This window comes from Frateuria flava (assembly GCF_017837635.1).
Taxonomy (GTDB): Bacteria; Pseudomonadota; Gammaproteobacteria; order Xanthomonadales; family Rhodanobacteraceae; genus Frateuria_A; species Frateuria_A flava.
In genome coordinates this window covers 1-12664 of sequence record NZ_JAGJRS010000017.1, presented here as the reverse complement: position 1 = coordinate 12664, position 12664 = coordinate 1, and the positions used below count along the sequence as shown (strand labels likewise).

At 70.0% G+C, this 12664-nt stretch carries 11 protein-coding genes; 2 read left to right on the top strand and 9 right to left on the bottom strand.

The genetic code is table 11. The annotated features are described in order from the left end of the window. Positions 1-35 precede the first annotated feature (35 nt). From J7I44_RS08350 to J7I44_RS08310, 9 genes are all read right to left on the bottom strand, one after another. A complete protein-coding gene (locus tag J7I44_RS08350; RefSeq protein WP_209618822.1) occupies positions 36-581 on the bottom strand; it encodes a lipocalin family protein in 546 nt (181 codons plus the stop codon). 92 nt (positions 582-673) lie between these two features. After that, positions 674-1273, bottom strand: coding sequence for a DUF938 domain-containing protein (locus J7I44_RS08345; RefSeq protein ID WP_209618819.1), 600 nt, complete (start codon positions 1271-1273; stop codon positions 674-676). A 1-nt stretch (position 1274) separates the two neighbouring features. Then, positions 1275-1472: a hypothetical protein gene (locus J7I44_RS08340; RefSeq protein ID WP_209618817.1), complete on the bottom strand. Its 198-nt coding sequence runs from the start codon at positions 1470-1472 to the stop codon at positions 1275-1277. 77 nt (positions 1473-1549) lie between these two features. Continuing rightward, positions 1550-2137 (bottom strand): NnrU family protein, encoded by a 588-nt coding sequence (locus J7I44_RS08335; RefSeq protein ID WP_209618814.1) that lies wholly within the window; start codon positions 2135-2137, stop codon positions 1550-1552. A gap of 84 nt (positions 2138-2221) precedes the next feature. Continuing rightward, positions 2222-2782, bottom strand: a complete 561-nt coding sequence (locus J7I44_RS08330) for a HutD/Ves family protein (RefSeq protein WP_209618811.1) — start codon at positions 2780-2782, stop codon at positions 2222-2224. Between the two features lie 111 nt (positions 2783-2893). Next, complete coding sequence (gene tal / locus J7I44_RS08325) at positions 2894-3847, bottom strand: transaldolase (protein WP_209618809.1); 954 nt, start codon at positions 3845-3847, stop codon at positions 2894-2896. Positions 3848-3863: 16 nt separating this feature from the next. Then, positions 3864-5165: an NAD(P)/FAD-dependent oxidoreductase gene (locus J7I44_RS08320; RefSeq protein ID WP_209618807.1), complete on the bottom strand. Its 1302-nt coding sequence runs from the start codon at positions 5163-5165 to the stop codon at positions 3864-3866. A gap of 157 nt (positions 5166-5322) precedes the next feature. Next, positions 5323-7488, bottom strand: coding sequence for a primosomal protein N' (locus J7I44_RS08315; RefSeq protein WP_209618805.1), 2166 nt, complete (start codon positions 7486-7488; stop codon positions 5323-5325). 367 nt (positions 7489-7855) lie between these two features. Continuing rightward, on the bottom strand, positions 7856-9052 hold the full coding sequence (locus tag J7I44_RS08310) for a DUF3667 domain-containing protein (protein WP_209618804.1): 1197 nt from the start codon (positions 9050-9052) through the stop codon (positions 7856-7858). A 105-nt stretch (positions 9053-9157) separates the two neighbouring features. Between J7I44_RS08310 and J7I44_RS08305 the strand changes: the two genes are divergently transcribed. Both J7I44_RS08305 and sppA read left to right on the top strand, forming a co-directional pair. Then, a complete protein-coding gene (locus J7I44_RS08305; RefSeq protein WP_209618803.1) occupies positions 9158-10573 on the top strand; it encodes an MATE family efflux transporter in 1416 nt (471 codons plus the stop codon). A gap of 18 nt (positions 10574-10591) precedes the next feature. After that, the gene (gene sppA, locus J7I44_RS08300) at positions 10592-12469 is read left to right on the top strand and encodes a signal peptide peptidase SppA (protein ID WP_209618802.1); all 1878 of its coding nucleotides are present in this window, start codon (positions 10592-10594) and stop codon (positions 12467-12469) included. Positions 12470-12664 lie beyond the last annotated feature (195 nt).

The following is a 12664-nucleotide window of genomic DNA, read 5'->3' as shown; positions in this document are numbered from 1 at the left end:
GACGGCTGGGACGGAAAATGCAACGCGCCGAGCGATCAGTCGGTCCGCTGGCGCGAAACCAGCAGCGGCGCCAGGTCATAGCCCATGCGGCGCGGGATCGCCTTGAGCTCCTCGAACAGGTGGTAATCCATGCGCGGTTCGCGGCCAAGGATCCACAGGTAGCGCCGCCGCGGTTCGCCGACCACGGCCCAGCGGTAGTCCGCATCCAGGGCGATCACCCAATGCTCGTTCCACACGAAGCGCAGGCGGTGCAACCAGGCCGGTGCGAAACGCAGCTGCAGCCGTGCCGGTTCGCGCAACGGTTCGGATTGGCGCAGCACGCCATGCGCTTCGCTCAGCCGGCCCGCCTCGTCGCGGCAGGCGCTGACCACCGCGACCAGGCCATCGTCGCGTGGCACGTATTCCAGCGTGAGTTCGCCCGAACAGCGGCGCTGGAACGGCAGTGGCAGCCAGGCCAGGCCGTGCCATCGCCCGATGTAGCGTTCGAGGTCCAGCCATGGCACGGCCTCCACGCCACGCGTGGCGCCGCCGTTGCTGCGCGCCGGCCGTTGCGACGATCGCCTGCCTGTGTGCTGTTGCATGGGCTCCCCGAATGACGAAAGCCCCTTCATGAAGCACGCCGGGCGATCAACCCGGCGTCAAGCGTGCGCGATCCGCCGAAGGTCGGCTGGTGTTACGCACCACCTTGCCGGCGCCATACGCGGCAGCGGTTGTTGGCTGGCATCGCACGGTCCTCGAGCAACGCGAAACCGGCGGCGCGCGCCAGCGCGTCCACTGCCTCCGCATCGCGCAGGCCCATGTCCGGGTCGCGCAGCTTCAGCGAGCGGTCGAACGCCGCGTTGCTTTCGCTGGTGTAGCGGCCCTCGTAGTTGAACGGGCCATAGATCACCAGCACCGCGCCATCGGTAGTGACGGCGGGCAGGTGCGCGAACAGCTGACCGACCTCCGCCCAGCCCATGATGTGCAACGTGTTGGCGCTGAACACCGCGTCGTAGCGTGCGCGGGGCCAGGCGCCTGCGACGTCCAGTTGGACCGGTGCCGGCGTGTTCGGCAGTGCGGCCTCATCAAGCCAGGCGCGAATGCCGGGCAGATACTCGGCGCGGTCGGAACACTGCCAGTTCAGCCACGGCATCGCCGCGGCGAAATGCACCGCGTGCTGGCCGGTGCCGCTGCCGATTTCCAGCACGCGCGTGCATCCGGCGAAGGCCTCGCGCAGTACGTCCAGGATCGGCTCGCGGTTGCGTTCGCAGGCCGGCGCGAACGGCTTGTCCATCTCAGGCCGGGCGGCCGCGCAGCACGCGGGCAGGCAGCATCAGCAGCGCGCCGAGGAAGGCAAACAACGCGTGCAGGGTGATCCCCACCAGCCGGAACGGCAGCGAGATCAACCAGACGATCGGCCACAGCACCAGCGCCAGCAGCGCCAGCGGCCAGCAGAACACGAGCAGCAGCAACCAGAGCAGGAAACCGACCATGGCCGTACCTCGGGTGGTGGGAAGGAAAAGACTCTAGCGCGGCCGGTTGCCGGCGCGTAGATGACTGGCGGCACCCGTCAGTGCATGCCAGCCATCGGGTCGACCCCGATCAGCCAGCCGTGCAGCCAGAACGCGAACAGGCACCAGGCGACGATGCCGATCACCACCGCGACCGCATCGCCGCGCAGCGTGCCGGCGGGGTAGACGATGCCTTCCAGCCGGTCGCGCTGGCGCAACCAGATCGCCATCGGCAACGCCCAGGACAGGAACGCGCCGAACAGCACCACGTCGTGCAGCAGGCCGGTGGCGAGCAGGTGGCCCGACGCCCACACCACGACGCCCAGCAGCATGGGCTGGCCCAGCGCCGACTTGATGTGGTTGCGCGGCACGTAGGCGGCGACCACCAGCACGAAGGCCACCAGGGTGAACAGCGCGTTGAGGTGATCCATCGACGGCGGCGGCGCGTAGAGCACCAGCGGCAACCGCCGCGCCTGGCCGAACCCGATGCAGATCAGCACCAGGCCGGCCAGCGCCACCAGGGCAAACACGCCCTTCCAGGCGCGCTCGCCGAACCGGTCGATCTGCCGGCGGCGCCAGCGCGGAAACACCAGCGGCACCACGTGGATGCCGAGGAAAACGAACAGGCCGTAGATCATCAGCTGCATCGCGCTTCTCCCCGGGTTCGACATCGATCATAGGCACGCCGCGGCGAGCCTTCGTGACGATGGCATCACGGCACGGCGGCTGGCTCAGCCGACCGGCAGCACGTCCACCGCGAGCACGACGCTGCCGGGTGCCAGCCGCAGGTGTGCCGGGGGCGTCGCCGCCTGCAGCCACGCATCGCCCGGTCCCAGCATGTCGTCATCCAGTTCCAGCCGGCCGCGTGCGCAGAACAGCAACACCGTCTCCGCCCGGGGTCGGGCCTGATCGGGCCCGCGCCAGACCGCAACGCGGCCGCACGCGCGATCGCGGCGGACCATCAGGTTGAAGTCCCGGGTGGCGCCGCCGGCCAGCGTGATGGTCACCTGTGTCTCGCCTGCAAACGCGAACGGTACGAACGGTTCGGTCAGGGCATGCACGCGGCCGTCGTCGAGCGTCATGGCGAAGCCTTCGCCCTCCAGCAGCACGATGGTGCGGTCGATCCCGGGAAAGGCGGAGAAGGGCGCGGCGCTGTCGACCTCGGCCACGCTCACGCGCCAGAGGAAGTCGTCCATGCCGGCGCCCGGCGGTGCGACGGCCAGTTCGCGGGTGCGGCCCAGGCCATTCTTCCAGGGGCGGGCGGGGCAGTCGTGCAGGCGCAGGAGGGGCATGGCTGCATTGTAGGGTGAGTGTCGGCGCGACGCCGCGCGCCCACGCTCAGCACGAACGGTCGTGAAAGAGGGATTGCCCCGTCAGCCGCACGCCCGTCAGCGGATGGAAAGCTACAGCCGCTCGGCCAGCAGCTTTTCCAGTTGCCGCTGGTCCGCCGCGAACTTGCGGATGCCCTCGGCCAGTTTGTCGCTCGCCATCGCATCCTCGTTCATGCCCCAGCGGAAGCGCGCCTCGTCGATCGCCGGCGGACGTTCGGTGCGGATGCCGTCGTCGGACAGGCGGCGCGGCAACGGTTCGTCCGACGCATCCAGCTGTTCCATCAGCTCGGGGCTGATGGTCAGTCGATCGCAGCCCGCCAGGGCCTGGATCTGGCCCACGTTACGGAAGCTGGCGCCCATCACCACGGTGTCGTAGCCGTGGGTCTTGTAGTAGCGGTAGATGCGCCGCACCGACTGCACGCCCGGATCCTCGTCCGGCGCGTACTGCTTGACCCCGGTGTTGGCCACGTACCAGTCCATGATGCGGCCGACGAACGGCGAGATCAGGAACACGCCCATCTCGGCGCTGGCCACGGCCTGTTCGAAGGCGAACAGCAGCGTCATGTTGCACTGGATGCCGCGGCGCTCCAGTTCGCGCGCCGCACGCACGCCTTCCCAGGTGGAGGCCAGCTTGATCAGCACGCGGTCGCGCTTGATGCCGGCATCTTCGTACAAGCCGATCAGCCGCTCCGCCTTGGCGATGCTGGCGTCGGTGTCGAACGACAACCGCGCGTCCACCTCGGTGGAGACGCGTCCGGGGACCAGCTCCAGGATCTTGCGCCCGACCGCCACCGCCAGGTGGTCGCCGGCGTCGACCAGCTGCTGTTCGCGCGAGTGGCTCTTGCCGCGCGCCCAGGCGAGCGATTCCTCCAGCAGCGGTGCGAAGCTGCTCTGCGTGACCACCTTGAGCAGCAGCGAGGGATTGGTGGTGGCGTCGACCGGCCGCCAGCGGGCGATCGCGTCAATGTCGCCGGTGTCGGCGACCACGGTGGTGTACTGGCGCAGTTGTTCGAGTTGGGAAGGCACGATGGGTTCCGAAAGCTTAGGGAGAGTCGGCAGGGCGTTCGTCCGCGGTGGGTATGTCGTCCGCGTCGGCACCGGTGACGATGCGGGCGGAACGCTCGTAGGTCCAGTAGGCCCAGGCCCAGTCCAGCAGCACCACCAGCCGGTTGCGGAAGCCGATCAGGAAGTAGATGTGGGCGACGAGCCAGACCCACCACGCCGGCGGGCCGGACAGCCGCAGCCGTCCGAATTGTGCCACCGCGGCCATGCGCCCGATGGTGGCGAGCGCACCTTGGTCACGGTAGTGGAACGGAGCGGGCGTCGAATCGGCGTCGACGCGCGCGCGAATGCGACCGGCCACATGCTTGCCCATCTGCTTGGCCGCCGGCGCCACGCCTGGCACCAGCGAGCCGTCGGCGCGCTCGACGCAGGCCAGGTCGCCGATCACGAACACCTCCGGATGCGCCGGCAGGCTCAGGTCCGCCGCCACGCGCACGCGGCCGGCGCGGTCCAGCGGGGTGTCGAGCTGTCGTCCAAGCGGCGAGGCGGCCACGCCCGCGGCCCACAACACGGTATAGGCGGGCAGGGGTGCCTCGCCCAGGCACACGCCGGCGCCGTCGATCGCGGTGACGGCGGTACCGGTGCGCACCTCCACGCCCAGGCGTTCGAGCTGGCGCTGTGCCTTGGCCGACAGTACCGGATCGAACGCCGCCAGCAGCCGCGGCCCGGCCTCGACCAGCACCACCCGCGCGCTGTGCGGGTTGCTGCGGCGGAACTCGCGCGGCAGCGTGTGCCGGGCGATCTCGGCCAGCGTGCCGGCCAGTTCCACGCCGGTCGGGCCGCCGCCGACCACCACGAAGTTGAGCCAGGCGCGGCGCTCGGCCGGGTCGTTCTCGCGCTCGGCACGCTCGAAGGCGAGCAGCACGCGGCGGCGGATCGCGAAGGCGTCGTCCAGCGTCTTCAGCCCGGGCGCCCAGCGTGCCCATGCGTCGTGGCCGAAGTAGGCGTGGGTGGCGCCGGTGGCGACGACCAGGAAGTCGTAGTCGAGCGTCTCGTGGGCGAAGCGCACGCGACGCTCCTGGAGATCCACGTCCAGCGCCTCGTCCAGCAGCACGGTGAGGTTGTCCTGCCGGCGCAGGATCTGCCGCAGCGGCGCGGCGATCGAGGGCGCGGAGAGGCCGGCGGTGGCGACCTGATAGAGCAGCGGCTGGAACAGGTGATGGTTGCGCCGGTCGACCAGGGTGATACGTACCGAGGCGCCGGCGAGGCCGCGAGCGGCGGTCAGTCCGCCAAAACCGCCGCCGAGGATCACGACGTGGGGAAGCGTCGGGGCATCGTCCATGGGCTTACCTTGCGCAGGAAAGGGCGCACGCCATTGTCTCACGCCCCGCAGGCCCTTGTAGGCGCGCCCTTGGGCGCGACCGCCATGCCCGGGTCTGCTCGGGCGGCAAGAAGTGCAGTCGCGCCCAAGGGCGCTCCTGCCAAACGCGGATGACCATCTAGTAAAGGTCGATCGGGTCGACGTCGAGCGACCAGCGCACCTTGCGCACTGACGGCAGCGCCGCCAGCGCGTGCTGCCAGGGCCGCAGCGCGGCGTGCAACGGCCCACGGGTGTCGGCTTCCACCAGCAACTGCCCGCGATGGCGGCCGGCGCGCAGCGGCATCGGCGCGGGCATGGGTCCGGCGATGCGCAGCGCCGGATCGTCCGGCAGCGCGGCATGTGCCTCGCCGAGAAAGGCGTCCACGTCCGCGCGCTGGTGCGCTTCCACGCGCAGCAGGGCCTGGTGGCTGAAAGGCGGCAGCAGCGCCTCGCGCCGCTCGGCCAGCAGTTCGCGCGCGGCCGCGGCATAACCCTGGGCGAGCAGGCCGCGCAGCAGCGGGTGGTCCGGGTGGTGAGTCTGCAGCAACACGCGGCCGGGCTTGCGCGCGCGCCCGGCGCGTCCGGCCACCTGCACCACCAGCTGGGCGAGCCGCTCGCCGGCGCGGAAATCGACGCTGTGCAGGCCCTCGTCCACGCCCACGATCGCGACCAGCGTGAGGTTGGGCAGGTCATGGCCCTTGGCCAGCATCTGCGTGCCGACCAGGATGGCCGGCGCATCGTCCCGCAGGCCATCGAGCAACTGTTCGAAGGCGTCGCGGCGACGCGTGGTTTCGCGGTCGATGCGCAGTACCGGTACGTCGTCGAAGCGCGCGGTGAGGGCTTCCTCCAGCCGCTCGGTGCCCTGGCCCTGGGGCTTGAGTTCGACGCTGCCGCAGGCGGGGCAGGCCGATGGCACGGCCGCGTGCCGGTCGCAGTGGTGGCACGCCAGCGTGCGGCGCTGCGCGTGCAGGGTCATCGGGTGTTCGCAGCGCGGGCACTCGGCGTGCCAGCCACAGGCATGGCACAGCAGCACCGGCGCATAGCCGCGACGGTTGCGGAACACCAGCGCCTGTTCGCCACGACCGGCGGCCTCGGCCACCGCCGCCAGCAGCGCCGGCGACAGGCCGTGGTCCAGCCGCTGCGCGCGCATGTCCACGATCTGCACCTGCGGCGGGCGCGCCGCGCCGGGTCGCGCGCGCAGGTGCAGCGCGCGGTAGCGGCCCGCCTCCACGTTGGCCAACGTTTCCAGCGACGGCGTGGCCGAACCCAGCAGCACCGGTACGCCCAGTGCGCGGGCGCGCACCAGCGCCAGGTCGCGCGCGTGGTAGCGGAAGCCTTCCTGCTGCTTGTAGGCGCCGTCATGCTCCTCGTCGACCACAATCAGGCCGGCCTGCGGCAGGGGCGTGAACACCGCCGAGCGGGTGCCCAGCACCACCCGCGCCTCGCCGTTGCGCGCGCGCAGCCAGGCGCGCGCGCGTTCGCCCTCGGCCAGGTTCGAATGGATCACTTCCACCGGCACGCCCAGCCGCTCGCGCAGGCGGCGCACGGTCTGCGGCGCCAGGCCGATCTCCGGCACCAGCATCAACGCCTGTTTTCCCGCGGCCAGCGCCTGCGCGATCAGCGCCAGGTAGACCTCGGTCTTGCCGCTGCCGGTGACGCCATCGAGCAGGAACGGCTGGAAACGATCGAAAGCGCCGGCGACCGCCGCCACGGCGGCGTCCTGCTCGGCATTCAGCGGCGGAGCCGCCGAAGGGGTTGGTGGCAAAGGGTCGGGCACGCGTTGTTCGATCAGCCCCGCGTCCCGCAGCCGCTTTGCGGCCGGGCGCCAGCCGGGCAGGGCGAGGTCCAGTTCGGCCGCCCCGAGCGGCGCGGCGAGGAGCAGGTCGAGCAGTCTGCGGCTGGACCCGCGCCGGCTGCCCGCGTCGCGCGCACTCTGCCCGGCGACGGTGAGCGCGTAGCAGGGCTCGGTGGTTTCCGGCAGCGGCCGCGGTTCGCGCAGCGCCAGCGGCAGCGCATTGGCGTAGGCCTCGCCCGGCGCCGCCAGCCAGTAGTCCGCGGCCCAGGCCAGGGTCTGCATCAGCTCGGCGTCGAGCAGCGGCCCGTCGTCCAGCACGGACAGCACCGCCTTGAGCCGCCCGCCGGCCACCGCCGCCTCGACCCCGCTCGCCACGACCACGCCAACCAGCTTCTTGCGTCCGAACGGCACCAGCACCCGGCTCCCGACCGCCACCCCGCCGGCGGGCGGCAGGTAGTCGAACAGGCGGGCGAGCGGAACCGGCAGGGCGACGCGGACGACGGCGGGCATGGACACCTCGTGGGCGGGCCAGTGTAGCGGCTCGCCCACGGTGCTCTGCGGGCGCGCAGGGGAGTGCTGCCCGGTCATCTAGGAATCTTTCCTAAGTGGCTCTGCCCCGGGAGAAAATTCCCTTATCCACAAAGCCTGTGGATAAGTCTGTGGACGGGCCGGGGAGAGCGCTGTCAAAGCCCCGTCACGGTGGCTTCGGGCACGCCCTGGGCAAAAAATAACCAGCAAATTTAGCAACGAAGAATCAATAACTTGGAAGACGTCGTGTGACGCTGTTCACGTGCCGCTCATGCGGCAGGAACCGGCCTTGACAGGTTCATGACGCTGTGCACAACCGCTATGACAGGCATTCCGGACCGCGGTCGCTTCAGTGGCTGGCGCCCATGACCCCCGCCACCAGCAGCACCACGCAAAGCAGCCAGAAATAGCACCAGCCCACGCACCAGTATTTGAGCAGCGTCATGGCCCATCCCTGGCGGTAGACGCGCTTCTGCATCACCAGCAGGTAGGCGGGCATCCACAGGAAAACGGCCGTCTGCAGGTAGTTCACGCCACGGCTGGCCCAGGCCGCGTGCGGTAGCAGCCAACCCGAGAGCATGCCCAGCAGGGTGGCCAGCAGCAGGGCCAGGAACAGGAAGGCGTGGCTGTGCAGGGCCACGATCAGGTGCTCCATGTAGAGCCGGCGCCGGAATACGTAGAACAGCTTCAGCAGCAGGGCGAAGAGCGGGATCATCACGACCATCGCCTGCGGCAGCACCGAGAAGACGCCCGTGATCAGGCGGTCGCGTGCCGTTTGCCGAACCGTTGCGTCGCGGTTGCCCAGCTCCTTGAGGTTGGCCACCGTGCGCTGGATGTAGGTGTTCATCCGCTCGTTCGCGAAAGCCGGCAGCCAGGCAAACTCGATCTTCTCGCCGTCCAGTTTGCTGTTGACCTGGATCGGGCCATCCCCGCCCGCGGAGGGCTTCGCGGGCGCCGCGACGCTGGCACCCGTGGCCGGCACGGCGCCCGGGGCAAGCGGGACGGCGCCCAGCGCGACCAGCCGCTTGTCCGCCAACGCCCGAAGCTGCCGCTCGCTCGCATCCAGCGCGGGGTATGCCACCGCCGGGGTCACCTTGCGGGAAATAGCCAGGCCGTGCAGCTGTTCGGCCAGTTGCGCGCGCACCTCTTGCGGGGTGTCGGCGCCGGCGAAGGCGTCCTCGTTCACGTGCGGCGCATCGACCAGGTTCACGCCGTGGCCTTCGATCACCCGGTTCACGGCCAGGTGCATGGCAAAGAAGGCCAGCAGGCACAGGACGAACATGAGCCGGAAGGGCGCCACGTAGCGCTGCCGGCGGCCCGAGAAGTACTCCAGGGTGAGGAAGCCCGGCTTGCCCAGCAGCGGCGGTACCGTATGGAAGATGCGCCCGTCCACGTGCAGGAACATGTCCATGCTGTCCTCGAGCATGTGGTGCACGGGCTTGAGCACGCTGTGCACGGACTGGCCGCAGTGGTGGCAGAACTCGCCCTCCAGCGGCGTGGCGCAATTGGCGCAGTGCAGTTTGCCGGCTTCGATCAGCTCGTTCATCGGTAGGCCGCCCCTGGGAAAGCGTGCGATCTTGGCACAGCGCGTCGCCCCGGGCAGCCCTGGCGACTGGACTAGAATGCCTCGCCCTCTCCGGACCCAAGAGCCATGAAGACGATCGACCGCGCGCGTGTCGTGCACGAGGTCGGCGCCACCGTGCGCCTGGCCCTGCCGCTGGTGCTCGCGCAACTGGCAGCGGTCGGCACCAACGTGGTCGACGCGCTGCTCTCCGGCCATTTCAGCGCGCACGTGCTGGGCGCGGTGGCGGTCGGCACCAGCGTGTGGTCGCTGGCGATCGTCAGCGGCATCGGCGTGATGATGGCGGTGCCACCGTCGGTGGCGCAGCTCGATGGCGCCAACCGGCGCCACGAGGTGGGCGCGGTGTTCCGCCAGGCGCTGTGGCTGGCGGCCATGCTCGGCCTGTTGCTGTGGTTCGGCGTGCGCCACGCCGAACCATTGGTCAACCTGATCGGCGTGACGCCCAGCCTGCGCCAGGACGTCAACGCGTTCCTGCACGCGATCAGCTGGGGCGCGCCGGCGCTGGCCTGCTACTTCACCCTGCGCGGGCTGTCGGAGGGGCTGTCGCTGACGCGGCCGTCGATGCTGTTCAGCCTCGGCGGCCTGGCCATCCTGGCGCCGCTGGGCTACGTGTTCATGTTCGGCAAGCTGGGCCTGCCGCCGCAGGGCGCGCGCGGCTGCGGCATCGCCACGGCGCTGGTGCTGTGGCTGGAGATGCTGGGTTTCCTCATCTACGTGTCGTGCCACCGCAACTACCGCGGCCTCAACCTTTTCGAGCGGTTCGAGTGGCCCAACTGGCGGCGCATCGGCGCGCTGCTGCACATCGGCCTGCCGATGGCGGTGACGCTGCTGGCCGAGGCCGGGCTGTTCGTGGCCACCGCGCTGTTGATCGGCACGATGGGCGAGGACGTGGTGGCCAGCCACCAGGTGGCGATCAACGTCGCCTCGGTGTTCTTCATGATCCCGCTGGGCGTGGCGATGGCGATCACCGTGCGCGTGGGCAACGCGGTGGGCCGCGACGATGCGCGCGGCGTGCGCTACGCCGGTTTCTGCGGCATCGGCCTGGCGCTGGTCACCCAGCTGGTGTCGGCCGGGGTGATGCTGGGGCTGCCGCACGCGATCGCCTCGCTCTACACCGGCAACGCCACGGTCATCGCGCTGGCCGCGCAACTGCTGGTGCTGGCCGGATTGTTCCAGTTCTCCGACGGCATCCAGGTCGCCTCCAACGGCGCGCTCAGGGGCCTGAAGGACACCCGCGTGCCGATGGCGATCACCCTGTTCGCCTACTGGGGCGTGGGCATGCCGGTGGGCTGGTGGCTCGCCTTCCGCCAGGGCTACGGTGCGCGCGGCATGTGGATGGGGCTGATCGCGGGCCTGAGCGTGGCCGCGGTGCTGCTGTTCGCGCGCTTCTGGCGTAGCGCCTGGCGGCATCGCTGGCAGGCGGCTCCCCCGGAAGACACCATGACGGTGCGCGCCCAAGCGGTTACGCTCAACGACCATCTCTAGCATCAGCGACAACCACCCATGAGCACCCCGCCGCCCCTGCGCCGCCCGAACGGATTCTGGGCCTTCCTTTGCGTGATCGGCCGCGGCTTCAACGTGGTGCGGCTGGTGATCCTCAACCTGGTGTTCTTCGTGCTGCTGTTCTTCGTGTTGTTGCTACTGGTCGGCGTGACGACGGGCAGCCGCCTGGCGCACACCATCAAGGACGCCAGCGTGCTGGTGCTCCAGCCCAAGGGCGAGTTGGTCGAGCAGTACAGCATCGAGCCGCTGCAGCGTGCGCTGGAAAGTCTCTCCGGCGAGCCACCGAAACAGGTGCAGATGCGCGACCTGGTCGGCGCCATCGACGCGGCGGCCAAGGACAAGCGCATCAGCCGCATCCTGCTTCTGCCGGACGAGCTCAAGGGCGGCGGCTTCGCTTCGCTGCGCGAGGTCGGCGCGGCGCTGGACCGCTTCCGCGCCAGCGGCAAGCCGGTGATCGTGTGGGGGGTGAACTTCGACCAGGGCCAGTACTACCTGGCCGCGCATGCCGACCGCATCCTGCTCGATCCGCAGGGCGGGGTGATGATCACCGGCCTGGCCAGCTACCGGCTGTTCTACAAGGATCTGCTCGACAAGCTCGGCGTGGACGTGCACCTGTTCCGCGTCGGCCGCTACAAGAGTGCCGCCGAGCCGTACATCCTCGACCATGCCTCGGATGACTCCAAGGCGGCCGACCGCTTCTGGATGGGCGGGCTGTGGGACGAATACATCGCTGAGGTAGCGAAGCTGCGCGGGCTGGAGCCGGCCACCTTCCGCGCAGACATCGACAACCTGCCGCAGGCGATCGAGCGTACCCAGGGCGACCTTGCGCAGCTGGCCCAGGACGAACACCTGATCGACGGCACCGCCACCCGCGCCGAGCTGGACGCGATGATGCGCAAGGCCGGCGTGCCGGCGGGCGACAAGCCGCAGGAAGGTTTCCGCCAGGTCGACCTCTCGCGCTACGTCGCCAACATCGAGCACGACAGCCCGTTCGCCGCGGGCGTGGCGGTGGTGGTGGCCGAGGGCGAGATCGTCGGTGGCAAACAGCCGCAGGGCAGCGTCGGCGGCGACTCGACCGCGGCGCTGATCCGCGCCGCGCGGCATGACCGCCGCACCAAGGCACTGGTGCTTCGGGTCAACTCGCCCGGCGGGGAGGTCTATGCCGCCGAGCAGATCCGCCGCGAGGTCGAGCTCACCCGCAAGGCCGGCATCCCGGTCGTGGTCTCGATGGGCAACGTGGCCGCCAGCGGCGGCTACTGGATCGCGATGAACGCCGATCGCATCTACGCCGATCCGAACACCATCACCGGTTCGATCGGCATCTTCGGCATGTACTACGCGGTACCGGGCGCGCTGGAGAAAATCGGCATCCACAGCGACGGCGTGGGGACCGGGCCGATGGCCGGCGCCTTCGACATCACCCGGCCGCTCGACCCGCAGGCGGGCCAGGTGATCCAGGCGATCATCAACAAGGGTTACCGCGATTTCGTCGGCAAGGTCGCCAAGGCGCGCGGCAAGAGCTTCGAGGCGATCGACGCGATTGCACAGGGCCGCGTGTGGACCGGCCGCCAGGCGCTCGAGCGCGGCCTGGTCGACCAGCTCGGCGGCCTGGATGCCGCACTCGATGACGCCGCGACGCTGGCAAAGCTGGGCAAGGGCTACCGCGTGCACTACGTCGAGGCGCCGCTGGGCGGCTTCGAGCAATTCCTGGTGGGCATGAACCAGAGCGCCATGCTGAAGGTGGCCCAGGGCTACGGACTGCGCCTGCCCTCATGGCTGGCCGAACTGCCGCAGCTGGCCCCTGAGCTCAAGCTGCTGCGCCATGCGCAGGCCGGTCGCCCGAACGTCTACGCCTACTGCTTCTGCGCCCCGCGCTGAAACGTCGATTCCTTCCCTCGCGTTCGCGGAGGAAGGATCCGATCGCGGGGCGCTGCCGCGCCGTGCGCAGTCCGGTCGCCTCAAGCGTGTCCGCTTGCCGCCTCTGCGCGCCGCGCCAAGGTTTGATGCCTTCCCCCGTTTACGGGGGAAGCAACTGTGTTGCCGGTCAAGTGCTGTGGAGGGCCGGATCGAAGC

What these genes read in the sequence shown, in the direction of transcription:
- J7I44_RS08350 (WP_209618822.1), bottom strand. Translation starts at nt 581, where the DNA reads ATGCAACAGCACACAGGCAGGCGATCGTCGCAACGGCCGGCGCGCAGC.
- J7I44_RS08345 (WP_209618819.1), bottom strand. Translation starts at nt 1,273, where the DNA reads ATGGACAAGCCGTTCGCGCCGGCCTGCGAACGCAACCGCGAGCCGATC.
- J7I44_RS08340 (WP_209618817.1), bottom strand. Translation starts at nt 1,472, where the DNA reads ATGGTCGGTTTCCTGCTCTGGTTGCTGCTGCTCGTGTTCTGCTGGCCG.
- J7I44_RS08335 (WP_209618814.1), bottom strand. Translation starts at nt 2,137, where the DNA reads ATGCAGCTGATGATCTACGGCCTGTTCGTTTTCCTCGGCATCCACGTG.
- J7I44_RS08330 (WP_209618811.1), bottom strand. Translation starts at nt 2,782, where the DNA reads ATGCCCCTCCTGCGCCTGCACGACTGCCCCGCCCGCCCCTGGAAGAAT.
- J7I44_RS08320 (WP_209618807.1), bottom strand. Translation starts at nt 5,165, where the DNA reads ATGGACGATGCCCCGACGCTTCCCCACGTCGTGATCCTCGGCGGCGGT.
- J7I44_RS08315 (WP_209618805.1), bottom strand. Translation starts at nt 7,488, where the DNA reads ATGCCCGCCGTCGTCCGCGTCGCCCTGCCGGTTCCGCTCGCCCGCCTG.
- J7I44_RS08310 (WP_209618804.1), bottom strand. Translation starts at nt 9,052, where the DNA reads ATGAACGAGCTGATCGAAGCCGGCAAACTGCACTGCGCCAATTGCGCC.
- J7I44_RS08305 (WP_209618803.1), top strand. Translation starts at nt 9,158, where the DNA reads ATGAAGACGATCGACCGCGCGCGTGTCGTGCACGAGGTCGGCGCCACC.
- sppA (WP_209618802.1), top strand. Translation starts at nt 10,592, where the DNA reads ATGAGCACCCCGCCGCCCCTGCGCCGCCCGAACGGATTCTGGGCCTTC.